This window comes from Caballeronia sp. M1242 (assembly GCF_017220215.1).
In the GTDB taxonomy this organism is placed as follows: Bacteria; Pseudomonadota; Gammaproteobacteria; order Burkholderiales; family Burkholderiaceae; genus Caballeronia.
In genome coordinates, this window is record NZ_CP071131.1 from 132,661 (window position 1) to 152,113 (window position 19,453).

Annotated in this window: 17 protein-coding genes; 6 read left to right on the forward strand and 11 right to left on the reverse strand. The window is 62.9% G+C overall.

All coding sequences use genetic code 11. The features are described 5' to 3' along the window. Position 1: 1 nt before the first annotated feature. From JYK05_RS20125 to JYK05_RS20140, 4 genes are all read right to left on the reverse strand, one after another. Entirely contained in the window at positions 2–1,195 is a 1,194-nt protein-coding gene (locus JYK05_RS20125; RefSeq protein ID WP_206470286.1) for a Gfo/Idh/MocA family protein, read from the reverse strand. Continuing rightward, complete coding sequence (locus JYK05_RS20130) at positions 1,195–2,520, reverse strand: Rieske 2Fe-2S domain-containing protein (RefSeq protein WP_175943094.1); 1,326 nt, start codon at positions 2,518–2,520, stop codon at positions 1,195–1,197. The genes JYK05_RS20125 and JYK05_RS20130 overlap by 1 nt, the downstream gene beginning before the upstream one ends. Positions 2,521–2,539: 19 nt before the next feature. Continuing rightward, a complete protein-coding gene (locus JYK05_RS20135; RefSeq protein WP_175943096.1) occupies positions 2,540–3,514 on the reverse strand; it encodes a PDR/VanB family oxidoreductase in 975 nt (324 codons plus the stop codon). Between the two features lie 186 nt (positions 3,515–3,700). Further along, positions 3,701–5,026, reverse strand: coding sequence for an MFS transporter (locus JYK05_RS20140; RefSeq protein WP_241270093.1), 1,326 nt, complete (start codon positions 5,024–5,026; stop codon positions 3,701–3,703). Positions 5,027–5,286: 260 nt separating this feature from the next. Between JYK05_RS20140 and JYK05_RS20145 the strand changes: the two genes are divergently transcribed. The 3 genes from JYK05_RS20145 to JYK05_RS20155 all read left to right on the forward strand — a co-directional run bounded on the left by JYK05_RS20145 (position 5,287) and on the right by JYK05_RS20155 (position 8,411). Beyond that, positions 5,287–5,874: a MarR family winged helix-turn-helix transcriptional regulator gene (locus tag JYK05_RS20145; protein WP_206470289.1), complete on the forward strand. Its 588-nt coding sequence runs from the start codon at positions 5,287–5,289 to the stop codon at positions 5,872–5,874. 157 nt (positions 5,875–6,031) lie between these two features. After that, the gene (locus tag JYK05_RS20150; RefSeq protein ID WP_206470291.1) at positions 6,032–7,939 is read left to right on the forward strand and encodes an FAD-binding monooxygenase; all 1,908 of its coding nucleotides are present in this window, start codon (positions 6,032–6,034) and stop codon (positions 7,937–7,939) included. A 28-nt stretch (positions 7,940–7,967) separates the two neighbouring features. Continuing rightward, positions 7,968–8,411 carry a MarR family winged helix-turn-helix transcriptional regulator gene (locus JYK05_RS20155; RefSeq protein ID WP_206470293.1) on the forward strand — a complete coding sequence of 148 codons (444 nt, stop codon included), beginning with the start codon at positions 7,968–7,970 and terminating at the stop codon, positions 8,409–8,411. A gap of 178 nt (positions 8,412–8,589) precedes the next feature. Here the strand turns inward: JYK05_RS20155 and JYK05_RS20160 are convergent, their stop codons facing one another. After that, positions 8,590–9,243 (reverse strand): transcriptional regulator, encoded by a 654-nt coding sequence (locus tag JYK05_RS20160; protein ID WP_206470294.1) that lies wholly within the window; start codon positions 9,241–9,243, stop codon positions 8,590–8,592. 51 nt (positions 9,244–9,294) lie between these two features. Next, positions 9,295–10,281 (reverse strand): ornithine cyclodeaminase family protein, encoded by a 987-nt coding sequence (locus JYK05_RS20165; RefSeq protein WP_206470296.1) that lies wholly within the window; start codon positions 10,279–10,281, stop codon positions 9,295–9,297. 165 nt (positions 10,282–10,446) lie between these two features. Here JYK05_RS20165 and JYK05_RS20170 point away from each other — a divergent pair, with 165 nt between their 5' ends. Both JYK05_RS20170 and JYK05_RS20175 read left to right on the forward strand, forming a co-directional pair. After that, a complete protein-coding gene (locus JYK05_RS20170; protein WP_206470498.1) occupies positions 10,447–11,229 on the forward strand; it encodes an ABC transporter substrate-binding protein in 783 nt (260 codons plus the stop codon). A 22-nt stretch (positions 11,230–11,251) separates the two neighbouring features. After that, positions 11,252–12,493, forward strand: a complete 1,242-nt coding sequence (locus tag JYK05_RS20175) for an FAD-binding oxidoreductase (RefSeq protein ID WP_206470297.1) — start codon at positions 11,252–11,254, stop codon at positions 12,491–12,493. A 147-nt stretch (positions 12,494–12,640) separates the two neighbouring features. On the opposite strand, the gene JYK05_RS20180 is transcribed toward JYK05_RS20175, so the two are convergent. After that, complete coding sequence (locus JYK05_RS20180) at positions 12,641–13,720, reverse strand: zinc-binding alcohol dehydrogenase family protein (RefSeq protein WP_206470298.1); 1,080 nt, start codon at positions 13,718–13,720, stop codon at positions 12,641–12,643. 117 nt (positions 13,721–13,837) lie between these two features. Between JYK05_RS20180 and JYK05_RS20185 the strand changes: the two genes are divergently transcribed. Then, entirely contained in the window at positions 13,838–14,614 is a 777-nt protein-coding gene (locus JYK05_RS20185) for a helix-turn-helix transcriptional regulator (protein WP_206470299.1), read from the forward strand. A 453-nt stretch (positions 14,615–15,067) separates the two neighbouring features. Here the strand turns inward: JYK05_RS20185 and JYK05_RS20190 are convergent, their stop codons facing one another. The 4 genes from JYK05_RS20190 to JYK05_RS20205 form a co-directional block, all read right to left on the reverse strand. Then, positions 15,068–16,375: an MFS transporter gene (locus JYK05_RS20190; protein WP_206470300.1), complete on the reverse strand. Its 1,308-nt coding sequence runs from the start codon at positions 16,373–16,375 to the stop codon at positions 15,068–15,070. A 117-nt stretch (positions 16,376–16,492) separates the two neighbouring features. Further along, entirely contained in the window at positions 16,493–17,347 is an 855-nt protein-coding gene (locus JYK05_RS20195; protein WP_206470301.1) for a class II aldolase/adducin family protein, read from the reverse strand. 151 nt (positions 17,348–17,498) lie between these two features. Beyond that, positions 17,499–18,212: a GntR family transcriptional regulator gene (locus JYK05_RS20200; RefSeq protein ID WP_175943121.1), complete on the reverse strand. Its 714-nt coding sequence runs from the start codon at positions 18,210–18,212 to the stop codon at positions 17,499–17,501. A gap of 222 nt (positions 18,213–18,434) precedes the next feature. Beyond that, complete coding sequence (locus tag JYK05_RS20205; RefSeq protein ID WP_175943123.1) at positions 18,435–19,445, reverse strand: PDR/VanB family oxidoreductase; 1,011 nt, start codon at positions 19,443–19,445, stop codon at positions 18,435–18,437. Positions 19,446–19,453 lie beyond the last annotated feature (8 nt).

The following is a 19,453-nucleotide window of genomic DNA, read 5'->3' on the forward strand; positions in this document are numbered from 1 at the left end:
ATCAACGTTTCCCGGTATTGGTTGTTTCACCGCTAATGAGCACATCGCGCGATTCGGCGCTCGATCGAAGCATCGCGAGACAAATCTCCAGCGTCCCGCGCGCCCACTCGCCGTCGTGCAGCGGCGCGATGCCGCCGTGCGCGGCGCCGATCAATTCGTCGATGACCTCCGCGCGCGGCACGCTCGGCGCCTCGAGTTCGATGCGCTCGCGCCGTTCGTCCCCGTACATCACTATTTCATGCGGCAAGGGCCGCAAATCGCCGCGTTCACACGACACGATGATCGGGCCGAAGTGCTGATGCCGGCGCGCATCGGGCGCTCCGGAGACGGGCGTATAGGCGTTTCCGCCGTAAGTTCCCGCTGCCTTCAGACGCGCTTCTTCATCGGGTGACGTCACCTGCGCGAGTTTGCGGCGCGCGACGCCGTATTCATCGGCATTGCGCTGCTGTCCCATCTCGCCGATCCATCCGGTCCACTCGTCGGAGTCGAAATGCGCGTAGCCGTTATAGGACAGCGTGGCGAAAGCGCCGCTTTCGAACCACAGCGTCGCGGTGTATGCGCCTTCGGTGGGACGCGCCGCATCCCAGTTGCCGACGGCCGCGCGGATGCGCGTCGCACGGCTTCCCGCAAGCATTCGCACGATATCGACCTGATGCGCCGCCTGACTGAATACCGCGCCGCCGCCCTCTTCCGTCTTCAGTTCCTCTGGACGACGCGGCCGGTACAGGTAGTCGGTGTAATTGAGCGCGTGGATCATGCGCACCGCGCCGAACGCGCCCGATGCAATCAGCTCACGCGTGCGCAGATACGGCGTATCGAAGCTGTGACAATGTCCGACGATCAGATGCACCCCGGCCGTGCGGCATGCAGCGATCATGTCGTCGCATTCGGCGAGCGACAGCGCCATCGGCTTTTCGACGAGCACGTGCTTGCCGTGCGCCGCCGCGATCCGCGTATGCGCTGCATGAAACTGATGCGGGCTCGCGATATAGATGGCGGCGATGTCGGGCCGACGGGCGAGCGCGTCGATGTCGTCGAAGGCCGGCGCGTCGAAATCGGCCTCGAACTGCGCACGCGCCGTTTCGCGCGGATCACAGGCGGCAACCAGCTGCACGCGCGCGTCCGCGAGAAAGGTCGGCAGCATCAGCGAGAAGGCACGGCCGAGGCCCGCTATGCCGAGGCGAATCTTCTCCATCAGACCTGAACCTGATAGTTCGATTCGAGTTCAGGCGAGGCCTTCTCAGCCGTCTCGACCCACACGGGTCGCGCGGGGTACTGCTTCCAGTCGGTGTCTTTCGGCACCATCGCCTGGAACGAGCACACGCTGCGCGGGATCGCCTTGTCGCCCGTGCCGATGGCCGCTTCGCCCGCCTGAAACGCCTTCAACGCATCGAGCATGCGGCGGCGGAATTCGACCACGGCGACATCGCTTGCGCCAAGGCGCTCTTCGGTGCGGTCCGCGATCGGGCGCATGGTGAGCCACATCGCGATGTCCTGATTCGGGAAGCCCTTGATGCCGGTGAAGTTGCCCGCCTTCATCGCTTCACGATCCTGCCAGAAGCGGTTGTCGTGATTGCGTAGCGGCCGGTAGTACGCATCGAGATCGATGCCGACCTGTTGGCCAAGGAATTTGCGCCACGTCTCGGTCTCGGGCGTCTTGTCCGGATGGCCCCACGCCATGAAATAGAACGCGGTGCTGGTGTCGTCGCACGGCACGTTGATGTTCGCGACGTTGTACAAATTGTTCGGCGGAATCAGCGCGGTGGCCGGCGCGACGAACACCGTCGAGCGCACGTAATCGTGCGTGGCGGCGTTCTGGATCGGCCGTCGCAATGCGGCGTACCGGAAGCCGTATTCGGTGCGATGCACCTGCAAGCGCGGGGCCTTGTCGGTCGACGGACGCAGCCAGTTCTTCGAGGTCGCCTCCGCGCCGCCGACGCGCGCCGGCACGAAGTCCGACGAATGCAGGCTGGAGCTGTGCGCGGAGTCGATTGCGCCTTCGAGAATCTGCGCCCAGTTGCACGGCAGAATCGCCTTCGCGATGCTCACGCGCGTGTCTTCGGTCGGCGCCCACGCGGGCGGCACGAACTCGGGAATCGCGTCCTGCGGCCCCATGTAGGCCCACACGAAGCCGCCCCATTCCTTCGTTTCGTATGCCTTATGCTTGACCTTTTTCGTCATGTCGCTGCATGAAGGCTCGGACACCATCTCGATCACGTTGCCCTTCACGTCCATCTTCCAGCCGTGATAGAGACAACGCAGGCCGCAATCCTCGTTGCGCCCGTACACGAGCGAGACCCGCCGATGCGGACAGTACTCGTCCATCACGCCGACATTGCCGTCGGTATCGCGGAACACCACGAGGTCTTCGCCGAACACGCGAGCCTTGACCGGTGCGCCGTCCGGCTCGCTGACTTCCTCGATGAGGCATACGGGCGTCCAATGACGGCGCATCAGCTGCCCCATCGGCGCATCGCCTTCTACGCGGCACAGCAATTCGTTTTCTTCGTGCGTGAGCATTTACGCTTCTCCGGAATTCTCAAAGATCGAGTACAAGTTCTTGGCTCTTCGCACGCGACACGCAGATCATGATGTGATCGCGCTTTTCGTCGTCGCCGAGCACCATGTCGCGGTGGTCCGCCTCGCCAGCGCACAGCGTCGTGCGGCACGACCCGCACGTGCCGCTCTCGCAGGAACTCGGCGCCCGAATGCCGTTGTCGCGCAGAATTTCGAGGATCGAGCGGTCCTTCGGGATCTCGAAAGAGCGGCCCGTCCGTTCCAGCCTGATGTTGAACGGCGTGTTCTCCGCCGCGCGCGACTGGTCCACGCCGAAGCTCTCGAAGTGCACGGTGCCGGTGGGCCAGTGACCGGTCATGTCGCGCACGCTGTCCATCAGCGCGCGCGGACCGCAACAGTAAATGTGCGCGCCGCTGCCGGGCTTTTCGAAGACCGGCCAGAAATCGAAAGCGTTGGCGAGGTCGCCGTGATCGTGGTGAATCACCACGTGCGGTTTCCACTCGGCGCTTGTGAGTTCATCGAGAAAAGCCGTCGTCTCCGGGCTGCGCGACACGTAATAGAGCTTGAAACGCGGACCAGACGTCGCCTTCAGATGCCGCATCATCGACAGGATCGGCGTAATGCCGATGCCGCCTGCGACGAACACGAAGCTGCGCGCCCGCTCGCTCAATCCGAACTCGTTGTGCGGCTCCGAAACGTCGATCCGGTCGCCTTCCGCAACGTCGTCGGCCATGCTGACCGAGCCGCCACGGCCGGCCGCATCGCGCTTCACGGCGATCACGTAGCGGTCCGTCTCGGCCGGGTCGTTGCAGAGCGAATAGTTCCGGTTCGCGCCGCTCGGCACGCGCACCGTGAGATGCGCGCCCGCCGCGAAAGCCGGCAACGCCCGCCCGGCTTCATCGCGCAATTCGAAACGGAAGATGCCTTCCGCCACCTGGTCCTTCTTCGTCACCACGACTGTCCTGAACGACAACTCGTTGCTCGCCGAGTCCTTCATTGCTCCGTTCCCCCGCTTGTTCCGGGCCCATCGACGCTGTCCGTCCGCGCCGATCTCCATGTCTATTATGTTAGATATCTAATCATTACGGCACAAGCGGGTTTTCCCTCAAACGGCGTTAAGTGGCGCAAAAGAAAAACGGCGCCTTCATGTTGAAGACGCCGCCCGTGCTGCGAGATCCGGTGCTCAGGAATGCTTTTCCGCGTGCTCCCGCAGCGTGTTGGCGGGCACGCCGATCAGCACCGCGAGCCCGCCGATCAAGACGATCGCCGCGATCGACGCCAGCCCGATGGCGAGACTGCCCGTCACCGTCTTGATCCAGCCAAGCGCGATAGGGCCGCAGAACGCGCCGACCTGCCCGAGACAACTGATTGCGCCGATGCCTGCGGCGGCGGCGTCATCGGACAGATAGGCAGGCGGAATCGACCAGATGATGGCCGCCGCGCCGAAGTAGGAAATCGAGATCATGCCCAGACAGACAATGGCCGCCGTGGTATTGCCCGACACGAGCGGCAGCAGAAAGCCGCCGAGTGCGCCAATTGCCGTGCACAGAAAGAAGTGCCAGCGCCGCTCGAGCGTCACGTCCGAACTGCGCGCCACCGCGAACATGCCGAGCGCGCCGATGATGTACGGCAGCGCCGACAGCAGTCCCACGTTCAGCACGTTCGAGACGCCCGCCTGGCGAATGATGGTCGGCGTCCAGTAATTGAGGATCGTGCCGCACAAAGGCACCGTGCCCCACCCCGCCGCGAGGATATACACGCGCGGGTCCTTCAGCGCCGCCAGCAGTTGATGCCGCGAGTGTTTCGCGGGCTTCTTCTCGGCGCGGTCGGCGGCGAGCGCATCGAGAATGATCTTCTTCTGCTCGTCGTCGAGCCAGCGCGCATCTTGCGGCCGGTCCACGAGATAAAAGTATGCGACGACGCCCATCAAGAGCGCGGGCAGGCCCTCGAGGAAAAAGAGCCACTGCCAGTTCTTGTAGCCGAGCACATCCACGAAGTTATGCAGGATCCAGCCCGACAACGGTCCGCCGATGATGCCCGCCGCCGCGATCGCCAGCAGAAAGCGCGACGTGATGCGCGCGCGCCGCGCGCCCGGATACCAGTAGGTCAGATACAGGATGATGCCGGGCCAGAAACCCGCCTCGGCCGCGCCGAGCAGAATCCGTGCGATGTAGAACTGCGCCGGCGTGGTCATGAAGGCCATCGCGGTGGAGATGCCGCCCCACAGCACCATGATGCGCGAGATCGTCAGGCGTGCGCCGATCTTCTTGAGCCACAGCGTGCTTGGCACTTCGAGCAGGATATAGCCGATGAAAAAGAGGCTGACGCCGAGGCCATACGCGGCATCGGACAGGCCGAGGTCCTGCTTCAGATGCAATTGCGCGAAGCTGACGTTCACGCGGTCGAGATAATTCAGCACCCAGCACACGAAAATGAACGACATCAACCGCCAGGTGACCTTCTGATACGTGGCCTCGACGCGCGCGGTTGTGGCGTCCGATTCCGGCATGAATTGCGTGACTGTGGATTTGGCCACCAAACGTCTCCGTTGCCCTGCTTATGAGGACGATGCGCCGGCACGCGCGGGCTTCGCGCGACTGCCCTGCACCTTCGTTTTATTCGAGATCTAATGATTATGGTAAGGAGAGCGTCCGCGCCGAACAAGCTCGGGTTTGCACCGACATGTCCTGCGCACGGGTCAGACAGTCACGCACGAGACCCACCGGCTATCATGTAGAAGAAACCCGCTTACGGATGAAGAACATCGTCATGACACGAAAGAAAACTGTGGAAGGCGCGCCGCGCGAGACTGCCGAAATGCTTTGCCACTGGCACGAATCGGTGCCGAACGACCGTCTCGCGCACCTCGTGAAGGACGCGACACGCTCGATGGTCCGCGCCTTGCAGATGCGGCTCGCGGCGCACTCGGTGTCGTTCGGACACTGGACGTTCCTGCGCATCCTCTGGGAAAGCGACGGCCTCACGCAGCGCGAACTCAGCGACCAGGCAGGCGTCATGGCTCCCACCACGTTCGCCGCCGTGACGGCGATGGAAAAGCTCGGACTCGTCGAGCGCCAGCAGCGCCCCGAGAACAAGAAGAACACGCACGTCTATCTCACGGCCGAGGGCCGTGCTCTGAAGGACAAACTCGTACCGCTCGCCGAGGAAGTCAACGAAATCAGCGTGACCGGACTGAGTGACCGGGATATCAAGGTCGCGCGCAAGGTGCTTCTCACCATCATCGAAAACCTGGCGGAAGACGAGTCGGAATCGACGGATCCGCGGCGGCGAGTGTTGTCGACCCGCGAGATCGGCAAGCTGATCGCCGAACGTGGCGAGAGTCTGGAGGATGCTTGAGGCCTGATTCGACGGCAATGGCGAGGCGTCCGGTACGCTGGGCTTGTGAATCGAGCCCGCCCCTTCGCGGCCCATGATCAGGGTAAACATCCGCCGACAAATGGTTGGTGTACGGAGTATATTTCGGTCAACGAGACGCTCCTGAAGGGGAAGACATATGCAGTTTCATCTTGACGGCTTCCGCACAGGCGACCCGACGATCGAACCCGCCGCCGTCGCGCACACCGCTGACATGCCCGAGGCCGTCGATGTGCTGATTGTCGGCAGCGGCCCGGCAGGTCTTGTGCTCGCGGCTCAACTGTCGCAGTTCCCGGCAATCAGTACGCGTATCGTCGAACGACGTTCCGGGCCGCTTCTCATGGGTCAGGCCGACGGCGTCGCGTGCCGCACCGTCGAGATGTTCGATGCGTTCGGCCTGAGCGACCGCTTGTTGCGCGAAGCCTATTGGGTCAACGAGACCGTCTTCTGGCGGCCCGATCCCGACAAGCGCGGCGCGATCAAGCGTACCGGACGCGTTCAGGACACCGAAACAGGTCTGTCGGAATTCCCGCACGTCATCGTCAATCAGGCGCGAGTGCAGGACTATCTTATGGATGTCATGCGCCGCTCTCCGCGGCGGCTGGAGCCCGACTATGATCTCGAACTCGTGAGCGTCGAGCGCGACGAGCGTGACAGCGAAGGCGAGCATCCGGTGCGCGTCACGTTGCGACGCACCGACGCATCGCGCCTCGACGAGCTCGTCACCGTGCGCGCGCGCTATGTCGTGGGCTGCGACGGCGCCCGCAGCCGCGTGCGCGCCGCCATCGGCCAGACGCTGCGCGGCGACGCGGCCAATCATGCGTGGGGCGTCATGGACGCGCTCGCGGTCACGGATTTTCCGGACATCCGGCTAAAGGCGGCCATCCAGTCCGCAAGCGAAGGCAATCTGCTCATCATTCCGCGCGAAGGCGGCTATCTCGTTCGCTACTACGTCGATCTCGGCGAGGTCACGCCGGGCAACCGCGATGCCATCAAGCAGATGACCGTCGATCGGATCATCGCGACGGCGCAGCGCATCCTGCATCCGTATTCGCTGGACGTGAAGGAGGTCGCGTGGTTTTCCGTGTACGAGGTCGGCCAGCGTCTGACAGACCGGTTCGACGATGCCCTGGCCGCCGACGGCACGCCGCGCGAACCGCGCGTCTTTATCGCGGGGGACGCGTGCCACACGCATAGCGCGAAAGCCGGTCAGGGCATGAACGTTTCGATGCAGGACGGGTTCAATCTCGGCTGGAAGCTTGGCGCGGTGCTGAACGGACTCAGCGATGCGAGTCTCCTGCGCACGTATTCCGACGAGCGCCAGCCCGTTGCGCAGGAACTCATCGACTTCGACAAGGAGTGGTCGGCGATGATGGCCGCGCCGCCCAAGGACCCGAGCCGGCCTGAAGCCGGTGGCGTCGATCCGGCCGAACTACAGGCGTACTTCGTGCGGGCCGGTCGCTATACGGCAGGCGTCGCGACCCGCTACCGGCCGGCCATGCTGACGGGCGAGCCGATTCATCAGGCGCTCGCGAGCGGCTTCGCGATCGGCATGCGCTTTCACTCGTCGGCCGTGCTTCGTGCAGCGGATGCGAAGCCGGTCCAGCTCGGGCACGCCGCGCGCGCCGACGGCTGCTGGCGTCTGTACGCCTTCGCCGACGCACAGGAAACCGCGCTTCATGCGCTGTGTGAACACCTTGCGACGTCGCCGGAATCCGTTCTGCGACTCGTGACGCCGGAAGGCGCCGATCCCGACAGCGTGCTCGACCTGCGCGCGGTGCTGCAGCGCGACCATCGTGACGTGCGACTCGAAGACATGCCGCGATTGCTGCTGCCGAAGAAGGGCCGCTACGGACTCGTCGACTACGAGAAGATATTCACCCGCGACGCCGTGACTGATATCTTCCATGAGCGCGGAATCGACCGCAATCGCGGCGCGCTCGTCGTGGTTCGTCCGGATCAGTTCGTCGCGCACGTCCTGCCACTGGACGCATACGCGGAACTGTCACGCTTCTTCCGGCCGATCTTTCCGCGTGCCTTCGCTTAGTCTTTCACTTGCTCCTGACGTAGCCAAATTGCCGACTAAACCTAGCGACCGCGATACGCTGTCGAAATATACGGGCAGTCTCGTGCGCCGTGCCCAGCAACGCCATGTCGCTGTGTGGCTCGCCGAGGTTTCCGCTGAGATCACGAGCGTTCAGTACGCGGCGCTCGAAGTGCTGCACAGGACGCCGGGCGTCAATCAGCGGCAACTCGGCGATGAGCTCGACGTGGACCGTTCGACCATCGCCGATCTGGTCGCGCGCATGGTTCGCAATGGCCTTGTCGAGCGCTCGGACGATGCCGTGGACAAGCGCAGCTATGTTCTCTTCCTCACGCCGGCCGGAAAGAAGCAGCTTGCGACGCTGCGTCCGCGCGTCGAGGAAGTCGAGCGCATTCTCACAGCAAGGCTCACGCCGCGCGAATGCCTCGAACTCAGGCGGCTGCTGTCGGCGATTCTGCCGACGGATGAAACGTGACGCGGGCGCGCCGCCTGATTGATCGACTATCCCACGCTCCGATAGACGCAAAGCAGACAGAGTTGAGCTAGCGCTCACAAACTTCCAGCTCAGAATGCTCCCGGTTGCATCCTTATCCATAGAGGACTCAACCGCTGGCCGCAAGCCGCGCGGGCTCCCTGCCGGCGCAGGTTACCGCTTACACGCTGTCTTTCATTTCACGCAGATGCTTGTACACGGTCGCGCGTCCCATGCCGAGCACTTTGGCCACGTAGTTCGCCGAACTCTTGCCCTTGAACGCGCCCTGCGCGTGCAGCGCCTCGACAAGTTCACGCCGATGTTCGCGCGTGAGCGAATTGAGCGCGATCTGCCGCTCGCGCAGCCAGCCGTGCAGAAACGTGTTGATGCGCTCCTGCCAGTCGTCTTTGAATAGCTCGACCGGCTGCGCGACGACGCCCGCGCCGCGCAGGAAAAGATCGAGCGTCGAACGCATTTCCTCGAAAGCCGCGATGTTGAAGTTGATGCACATCACGCCGGCGGCGTTGCCTGCGTCGTCGAACAGCGCCGTGCTCACGCAGCGCATGCGGCGGCCATCCCAGTTCAGCTTCTCGTAGGGACCGACGAGCCGGTCGCGCGCGGTGTCATCGACATCCTCGAGCGCGGAGTCGTCGCCGATCTCGCGCTTCGACAGATTGTTCGACAGATACGCGACAGTCTGATCTGACAGATCGTGGATGACGACTTCCGCATAGGGAAAGAACAGCGTCGTGATGCTGTCCGCAATGTGCGCATAGCGCGCGAGGAGCGCCTCCCGCGCGATGGCACCGGGCTTCGGCGTCTTGCGTCGTGACATTGACTGGGATTGGGGCATGAGTTCAAAAACGTTGAAGGCCGATGATACTGCTTAATCCGCGGCGCGCGGCTTCGCGAGATGAACGTAGAGCGCGTGCGCGATCGCAATGTCTTCGAGGCCGAGGCCAATGGAGCGGAAGAACACGCTGCGCTCGAAAGAAGGCGCCGGGCACGCGCCGCGCACGAGATCCGCGAGATCGCCGCGAATCATAGTGGGCGACCAGCCGTGACACTCCTGCGCGATCACCATTTCGCCCGCGCTCGACGGCGTCGTCTGCCGATAGTCGCAGTAGACGTCGAGCGCATTCAGCGCGGCCGGATCGATCTCGTGCGCTCGAGCGACGTTCGTGCTGATCGAGGTGATGAGCGCGGGCTTGGTTAGCGCATCCAGGGAGAGCACCGGCGTACCCGACGACGTGCACAGCAGCACGACATCCGCATCGCGCACGCACTCGGCGACCGATGCCGCGACGTGCACGCGTGCGTCAAGCGCCCGCGCTTCGTCGGCGCGTTCGTGGTCGTTCACCAGGCGCGGCGAATGGATGCGGATCTCCGACCATGCGCGCAACGGTGCAACGTGCCGCAGATGCGCAAGCGCGACGCTCCCCGAGCCGATGATCGCGAGACGCTCGCTCGACTCGCGCGCGAGCCGCGAGACCGCGAGCGCCGTCGTGCCCGCCGTGCGCTCGGTGGTGAGGAGCGCGGCATCGCACCACATGAGCGGCGCGCCGGTGCGCATCGACATCAGCGCGGTCCAGGCGGTGACGATCGGCGCGCCGGGATGCACGATATACGGCGAGAGCTTTGCGCCGAAGACGCCGTGTTTCGCGAGCGCGCCGAGATAAGTGATGAAATCGCCAGCGCCGCCCGGAAAAGGCGTGAGCGTCTGCGGTGGCTGCACGGCACCGCCGCCGCCGAGCGCGTCGAACATGTCTTCGAGCGCCCCGTTGATGTTCAGCGACGGCAGCGCTCGCCGCACGTCGTCTTCGTGCACGATGAAAGGCGTCTTATCACGCGTGGTTTCGGACAGCGAATTCATGCGAAAGCCTCCGGTTCGCGCGGCCATGGTCTCGCCATACAGCCGCTGTGGGTTGAGTAGACATTTTTGTCTATTCTAGACTTTTATTCTGTTTTTCGACTATATTTCCCTTGGGCGCTCGGCGAAGCCCGGGCGGCGGACTACACACGAACTTGGGTGGCGACAATGAACTGGAAGATGATTTGCTTCGCGGGCGCGGCGGGTTTCGCGTTCACATTCGGCGTGGCGCACGCGGATTCGCAGACCTTGCGCTTCGGGGTCGAGGCGTCGTATCCCCCGTTCGAGAGCAAAACCCCGGCAGGCACGCTCGAAGGCTTCGACATCGACATCGGCAATGCCGTGTGCGAGCGGGTGAAAATGAAGTGCGTGTGGGTGGAGAACAGCTTCGACGGACTAATCCCCGCGCTGCAGGCCCGCAAGTTCGACGCGATCAATTCGGCGATGAACATCACGGCCAAGCGCAAACAGGCCATCGACTTCACGCCGCCCGTCTACGTGATGCCGATCCAGATGGTCGCGAAGCGCGGCTCGCATTTAGAGCCGACGCCCGCAGGCCTGAAGGACAAGCGGGTCGGCGTGCTGCAAGGCTCGACGCAGGAGGACTACGTGCGCAAGCACTGGGCGAGCGCAGGCGTGCAAGTCGTGACGTACCAGAGCCAGGACCAGATTTTCGCGGACCTCTCGGCCGGGCGGCTCGACGGCGCGGTGCAGGAAGTGCAGACCGCGATCGACGGCTTTCTCGCGAAGCCCGAGGGCAAGGCCTTCGATTTCGCGGGCGGCCCGCTGACCGATCCGTCCACGCTTGGCGAAGGCACGGGCATCGGCTTGCGCAAGGACGACGCCGCGTTGAAAGCGAAGGTCGTCGCCGCGCTCGATTCGCTGAAGAAGGACGGAACGCTCAGCCAGCTCTCGCAAAAGTACTTCAAACGCGACATCATCGCGAAATAACCACTTCAGCAGGTTCTGCAACATGGCTCATGACGTGATCGTGCTCGGCGCGGGTATCGTGGGAGTGAGCGTCGCGCTGCATCTGCAGCAGCGCGGATGGGAGGTGACGCTCGTCGACCGGCGCGCGCCCGGCGAAGCGACGAGCTTCGGCAATGCGGGGCTGATCGAGGCGTCGTCAGTGGTGCCTTATGCGTTTCCGCGAGACCTGCGCACCGTGTTCAAGTTCGCGATGAACCGTTCCACCGCCCTGCGCTACGACCTGCGTTCCCTGCCCGCCTATGGGCCGTGGCTCGCGCGCTACTGGTGGGAGTCGGCGCCGGCGCGTCTCGCCGCCGCCGCGCGCGACATGCTTCCGCTCATCCGCAACAGCGTAGCCGAGCATGAGAAGCTGATCGCGCGCGCAGGTCTCTCCGATCTCGTGCGGCCCACGGGCTGGCTCGAAGCCTATCGTTCGCGCGAGCAGTTCGAGCGCGAGGCGAGCGATGCCGAGCGCATCGCGAGCGAGCACGGCCTGGGCATGAAGGTGCTCGATGCGGCCGCGCTGCATCGGCTGGAGGGTTCGCTCGCAGACGGATACGCGGGCGCCATCCACTGGACCGACCCGCGCAGTGTCATCGACCCTGGCGCGCTGACGAAAGGATATGCGAGCCTGTTCGAGCGCCAGGGCGGACGCATCCTGAGCGGGGACGCCGCGACGCTTCAACGGTCGGGCAGCGGCTGGCGCGTGATGACGTCGAGCGGGCTTGTAGAGGCGCAGGCGGCCGTCATCGCGCTGGGCGTCTGGTCCGAGGATCTCGCGCGCAAGTTCGGCTACCGCATTCCGCTCGTGGCGAAGCGCGGCTATCACATGCACTACGCGAGCGACGGCCGCGCGGCCCTATCCCGGCCCGTCGTCGATATCGAAAACGGCTATGTGGTCGCGCCAATGCGGCGCGGGCTGAGACTCACGACCGGCGTCGAACTCGCGTCCCGCAATAGGCCGCCGAGTCCAGTGCAACTCGAACGAGCAGAGCGCGTTGCGCGTCCGATGTTCGGCCTCGGGGCGCGCATCGACGACGCGCCGTGGCTCGGGATGCGACCCTGCACGCCGGATATGCGGCCGGTGATCGGACCGGCGGACCGTCATCCCGGTCTCTGGTTTGCGTTCGGACATGCCCATCACGGACTGACGCTCGGGCCAGTGACGGGCAGGCTGCTGAGCGAGTTGATGGACGGAGAAGCGGGCTTCACCAGTCCACATCCCTACCGCGCGGGGAGGTTCTAGCACTGCGCAGCCGGTGATGTGGACTCGGGGGAACCGTTGGACTTGCTGAGAACACTCGGCCTTATCGGCCAGACGCGATCGGACGTGGCGTTGTCATAAGAAAAGCCGGCGGGCTTGCAACGCGTGACCGAAGCGCAATCGCGGGGTCTATGGATGGACGACCGTCATCCTGAACGGGCCGCCATTCGCCGCAGCATGAGCGATGGCTTCGTTCACATCGTCGAGCTTGAATGACGTCACGTCGAAGAGACCGAGATCGAGCAGACCGCCGCGAATGAGGCCGGTCATAAGCGTGACCGCTTCCGGCGGATACATCCATTTGCCCCGCACGGTGATGTCATTGCGCATGATCCAAGGATAAGGCAAGTCGAGGCCGTCGCCCCCGAGCATGCCGACGCCGCCCATCAACACAACACGTCCGTAGGGCCGCACGGCCATCACCGCCGCGCGCACCGTCCTCGTGGTCGCAGATGGCGGCAGCAGGTCCATGACGCAGTCGATAGGGGCTCCGGCAGCCGCACGCATCCGTTCGCGATCGTCGTCCTCGTTGCCGGTTAGCTCCACTGTACGGATGCGTTCCCCGAACCGCCTTTGCAGATCTGCGAGCACGCCTTTATTGCGGCCCGGCGCGACCACGCAGCGCACACCCATTGCGAGGGCAACGGCGACGCACGCACTGCCGAAGTTCCCAGTCGCGCCGCTCACAAGCAATGTCTCGCCAGCCTGCAAGTTTGACGCAAGAAGCCCGCCATACGGAACCAGCATGGTGTTGAGCGCGCACCACTTCGCGGCATCGTCGGGACCGATGTCACCGATGCGAATGGCGTTCTCAGTCGGCACGCGCATTTGTGCAGCAAACGGGCCGTGATGGAAATGTCGCGCGAGGCGCAGGCCCCCATCGCCGCGGGCACTCCAGCCCTGCAATGTAATGTCGGGTGTGAGCGCGTCGTCGCGTGAACGAACCGTCGGATCGCAGAATACCCAGTCGCCTGTTCTCAGATGCGTGGCGTCGGGCCCGAACGCGCGCACCCGACCGATAGCCCCGCAGCCTGGCACGATGGGTAATTCGATCGCGTAGCGGCGCTCGCCGCTGAATACTTCTCGCGCATACGACAGTACTGGTGCGGCAACGACGTCGACGATCACTTCGCCGGTGCCCAACGAAGGGTCTGCTATATCTTCGATCGCAAGCGGTTTGCCGAGCGTATTCAGAATCGCTGCTTTCATGTGAGTTTCCTCCGATGGGGGGGTCAGGAAAGGCCATTCTGGCAGGCGTAAAATCGGTAACAAGGCCTAGTACTATCCTGGGATTCCCGCGTACCTGCTTGCAGAGGAAGGAACGTCGTGACAAAAGTGAGCCGAAGCGAGTTTGGCGATTTCCTGCGCTCACGGCGCGAGAAGCTGAGTCCCGAGTCCGTCGGACTCAATAACGGCGGTCGGCGGCGTCGCACGCCCGGTTTGCGTCGCGAAGAGGTCGCGGAACTCGCGGGCATCGGCGTTGACTGGTATGTGCGGCTCGAGCAGGGCCGCACGGTGAGCCCGTCCGATACCACGCTCGACGCGCTGGCTCGCGCGTTACGGCTCGGCAAAGTCGAGGCGGCGCATCTGCGCGCACTGGCACGCAGCGGCGATCAGCAACCCTTCACTCGCGAGAGCGTGCCGGCACCCATCGCGAATCTGATCGCGACACTCGAGCTTCCCGCGTATGTCACAGGCAGGCGTTGGGATCTGCTAGCCTGGAATGCTGCGGCGGCCGATCTGCTCGGCTTCGACCGTCTCGCCGAAGCGGATCGCAACATTCTGGTGTTCATGTTCATCGAACCGGATTCGCGACGGCTATTCGGCGCGACCTGGACCAGCGAGGCGCGTCGCATGATCGCGTTGTTTCGCGCGACGCATGATCTCTATGCTGACGATCCGGCCTTTGTCGAACTGGTCGAAAGACTGCGCGCGCACAGCGCCGAGTTCGCGAAATGGTGGAACGCGCACGATGTTCGAGGGGGCGCGTCCGGGCAGAAGGTGCTGACCCATCCTGAGCGCGGCGCGCAACGCTACGACTACGCGAGCTTTCAGGCGAACGACGACCCTGCGTTGAAACTTGCGATCTATACGCCCGCGTGAAAGAACGCCTCACGCGCGTGAAGCCGGGTTCGAGTAGGCTAGACCCACCGGCGACAATGGGACGAATGCCCCGTGTGTGCTTCGCCGCTAGGCACTGGTCGAATATTAGTGGTCCGAAGCCGGGCGTCCGTTCTTGGCGCTTTACCGTCTGAGACACCACGGCCGCCTCGGCCAGCCAGTAAGCGTCGCTCTCGGACGGCAGTCGACTCATTGCCGCCCGTCGCGCCACCGAGCTGATAGCGGCGACTAGCAGGCGAAATCCGGCCATCGGCACTGCCCACCATAGGGAACGAGTCTGAAGTGCTATGACCGCTGTGCCCACGATGCACGTGTCGTCAACTCGCACCATCGTGCTTGGCGCGTGCGTTCGGCGCGTCTAATAGCGACGAACGCACGCGTTACCACCTGCGACCGCGCAACTACTATTTCCGACGACCCCGCCGGCACTATCGGCTACTTCCGCCGAACATTTACCAGTGTCGCGGGAACCAGCAAGACCAGCACGCCACCGATTACCAGACTGACAGAGAGCCCAAGCACACCAGCTCCCGCGGAGCCCGTGGCGGTTTTGATCACACCGATCAACGATGGGCTCACAACCCCCGAAATGCTGCCGACCGAGTTTGCAAGCGCGAGTCCTGCCGCGGCCGCCGCACCGCCAAGGAAAGCTGGCGGCAGAACCCAGAACTGCGAGATGGTCGTCATGACGCCCATCGTGCCGAGCGTCAGGGCCACCATAGCCAGCAAGGTCGAGTTCGCAAACCAGACGCTCAATGCGAGCCCAAACGCGCCGACGAGCCCAGGAACGATGAGGTGCCAACGACGTTCACCTGTCCTGTCAGATCTGCTACTGACGAAGACCATCGCCACTGCGCCGGCTGCATACGGAACAGATGTCAAAAGCCCGACATTGAACGGGTCAGACACGCCGCTGGACTTGATCAACGTCGGAAGCCAGAAGCTGACGCCGTACAACCCCATGGTATAGAAGAAGTAAATGGTGCTTACCAGCAGTACCTTGGGATTGAGCAAGCCATCGCGCACGGAGTGAAGCGCGGTCGATGAGGCTTCATCGGTGAGCGACTGCTCCAGGAAGTCCTTCTGCCCTTCGCTCAGCCACTTTGCATCGCGTACCTTGTCGTCCAGATAGAAAAACGCCGCCACACCCAGAAGCGCGGTAGGAATGCCTTCCAACAGAAACAACCACTGCCAGCCGGCGAACCCGTGAGACCCGTTGAACGCAGTCATGATCCAGCCGGACAGCGGACCACCAATAACGCCCGACATCGGAATGCCCGTCAGGAACAGGGCAGTGACTTTAGACCTGCGTGACGGCGGAAACCAATAGGTCAGGTAGAGCACAATCGCCGGGAAGAAGCCTGCCTCGGCGACGCCTAACAGGAAACGCATGATGTAAAACGTCGTGGGGGTCCTGACAAACATCATGCCGGCAGAGATCAACCCCCAGGTAACCATGATGCGGGCTATCCAACGCCGGGGGCCGACGCGAAGTAATAGTAGGTTGCTTGGAACTTCGAAAAGGAGATACCCGACGAAGAACACGCTGGCGCCAAACCCATAGACCGCCTCGCTGAAGCCGAGGTCGCTCAACATTTGCAGCTTCGCAAATGCGACGTTGATACGGTCGAGATACGCGAACAGGTAGCAGACGAAAAGAAAAGGAAGGAGGCGCCACGTTGCTTTTGCAAAGACGGACGTGTCGGCACCTTCTACATAGACGGCGGGGCTGTGGGAACTCAATTGGTGTCTCCTGGGTAGCCTTCAGTATCGGCGGGCGCGTTAGGTGCTCTTCTCCGCCGGGTCGCATCCTGCACGCCCGCAGTCATACGGCGCGCAGGTTTGCCGTCACAGCGGTGTTCAATCGAACATGTCAGGTTGAGTCGCGACCAGGTCTGTCCAGATCGTCTGGAAGTGCAACCACCCGATGTAGTCGCTGCCGACATGCTCGCGGCTATACCGGGCGCGTTCGGGCGTGACTTCGCGGGGCGTGATACCCGTCGCTTCGATCATCAACTGTTGTTGGCAACAACGTTCCAGCGCGATGAACCAGAAAGCGGCGGAATCGATGCTATGACGGCTAGCGGTCAAGAGGCCATGATTCTGATGAATCGCGGCCTTGACGCCAGCAAAAGCATTCGCAACCTTATTGCCACCCTTGACTTCGACCGCCACCTTGCCGGCCTCATCGCCAATGACGACGTGATCTTCGAAGAACGCAGCCGCGTCCTGAGAGATCGGCGCCAAAGGCTTGCCGAGCGATGCGAAGGCGGTCCCATAAACGGTATGAGCGTGGCACATGGCAACGATGTCAGGATGCTGCTCGTGAACCGCGGCATGAAGAACGAACCCCGCGCGGTTGATTGCGTACTCTCCTTCAACGACAGTGCCGTTATGATCGGCGCATATGAGATTCGACACCTTGACCTGCGAGAAGTGAACCGCCATCGGATTGGTCCAGTACAGGCCAGGGTTCTCCGGATCCCGCACTGTCAGGTGACCAGCGAAGCCGTAATCGAATCCCTGGAGCGCGAAAGCACGGCAAGCCGCGACCAAATGCTCCTTCAAATACTGGCGATGTGCCGCAACGTCCTTGAACTGGGGAATCGTCGGGAAGATCAGGCCATCCTGTTCGGGCTCATAGATCGAAATCTTTCCCGGCTTGAGAATCGATTCTTGCTTGGACTCCGCCTGTGGCTCGGCAACTGTGGACATGTGGGCTCCTGGATTGCAATGGTTGGATGAATCGTTGCGCCAAATCAGCGCTCGTTAGCTATTGAGAAGCTATTAGTCGTAAGCGAATCATGTAGTACATCTAACTGCATCGCGTTTATCGCGACGTGCTATGACATCATCTTGTCAAGCCTCAGCCGGCGAGAGCTTCGTCGACAACACGCAGGTCTTGGTGGCTATTGCGCGGCCCCAGCAAGAGGTCAAAATCGTCAATGAAATGGGCTTGAGCCCTTTTGGTGTGGGCATCGGACAAGCTCATCGCAAGGCTCGCGTCTCCCCGCTCGATAGCCTTTGCGATTGCGGCGTGCTCGTCCCATATCGACTCACGTTGCCCGGACACCTGCAAGCTCGCGCCCATCACGCGTCGAAGGTGAACCCAATGCACGCGGGCGGTGTCACTGATCAGCCGATTGCCCGACGCCGCGTACACTGCGAAGTGAAACTCCATATCGGCATCTATCATGGCTCGCACATTTCCAGACGCCCAGGCCTTCCTGCCGCGGCTAAACAGCTGCGGATCTAGCGTGGCCTTTTTATTGGCGGCGAGTCGCGCGGCCAAGGCATCGAGGGTAGCGCGAACTTCATAGAGGTCACTCAGCCAATCTGAGTTCAAGGGTGCGACGAGCACTCCTCTGCCCGGGGCGTCTTGAACCAGACCGTCTTTCTTCAACAGGCGAAGCGCCTGAAGAACCGGCGAGCGCGATACCGCGAGTTGCTCCGCAATATCCTCTTGCGTGAGGCGTGTGCCGGGAGGGAGCGAGCCATCGCAGATCGCATCCGCCAGCGCTTGATAGACTTCCTCCACATAATCCGGTCGCGAGCGAATCTTCAGCAGGCTGGGTGTCATGCCTTATCCCCATTCATAGTCATCGAATCGACATAACGGTGGCCATTTCTAGTCCCTGTAACGGTCTGCCACTGAGTCCTTTGCGATGCACGGAGCGTCACGCCAACGCCCTTTTCTCGTGCGATGCTGCGACTCCGCGTCGGCTTGAGTGCGCGCTTCCCGACATGTCCTGTTCATAGAAAGTTCGCATGGCGGCAGTGACTGGTCTTGTGACGCGTCGCTCTATAGGTCAAGGACCAACGTTTTGCTCACTGGCCGCGAGACACAGACGGTCAGAAACTCCTCGCGTTCCTCGTCGCTCAGGATGAAGTCGTTGTGCTCGACCTCGCCCTCCAGGTAGCGGACTTTGCATGTCGCGCACAGTCCAGCGCAACACGACGTCGGGACGTCAACGCCAGCCTCGCTGAGCGCATCGCACAGGCTCTGGTCGGGCGCTACGTGGAGCACCTGACCCGTGCTTGCAATGGTTACCTCGCAACCTTCGGTACTTTCCGTTTCCGCCGGCGCGCGCTTGGGCTGCTCGGGCGCCTTGAAGTGCTCGAAGTGAACGGTGCCCTTCGGCCAATGACTCGCTGCCTCGGCGCACGCCGACATGAAACCCGCCGGGCCACAGTAGTACACGTGCGTGCCCGGTTCCGGTTGGCTCAGTAGTGCACGCAGATCCAGTTGGTTGTTCGCCAGGCCGTCGTCGAAGTGGTAGCTCAGTCTTCCCGCAGCGTGCATCGCCTTGAGTTCGTCGCTGAACGCAGCAGCCGACGGGCTACGAGCGCAGTAGTGCATTTCGAAGTCGACGCCCCTCGCCTCCAGCTCGTGGGCCATCGCCTTCAACGGCGTCACACCGATGCCGCCGGCAATCAGGATGACCTTCGTGGCGTCGGAAGCCAGAGCGAAGTGATTGCGCGGCTGACTAATCTTGACGATGTCCCCTGCGCGTATCGCTTCATGCACCGCTCGGGACCCGCCTCGACCGTTCTCGTCCTTGAGTACAGCAATGACGTATCGCGTACGGTCGGCCGGAGAATTGCACAAGGAATACTGGCGGATTGCGCCGTTGCTCAGGTGAATGTCAATGTGAGCGCCTGCCTCGAATGGCGGCAGTTCGTGCCCCACCGGACTCGTCAATTCATACGAGTTGATGCCCCGACCCTCGTATCGGATCTGGCGCACCCTGACCTCGAGCGTTCCAGCCCCGACGTCCTGCACGGCCTCTTCTCGTTCCAATAGTGTTTCCATCGTCAGTT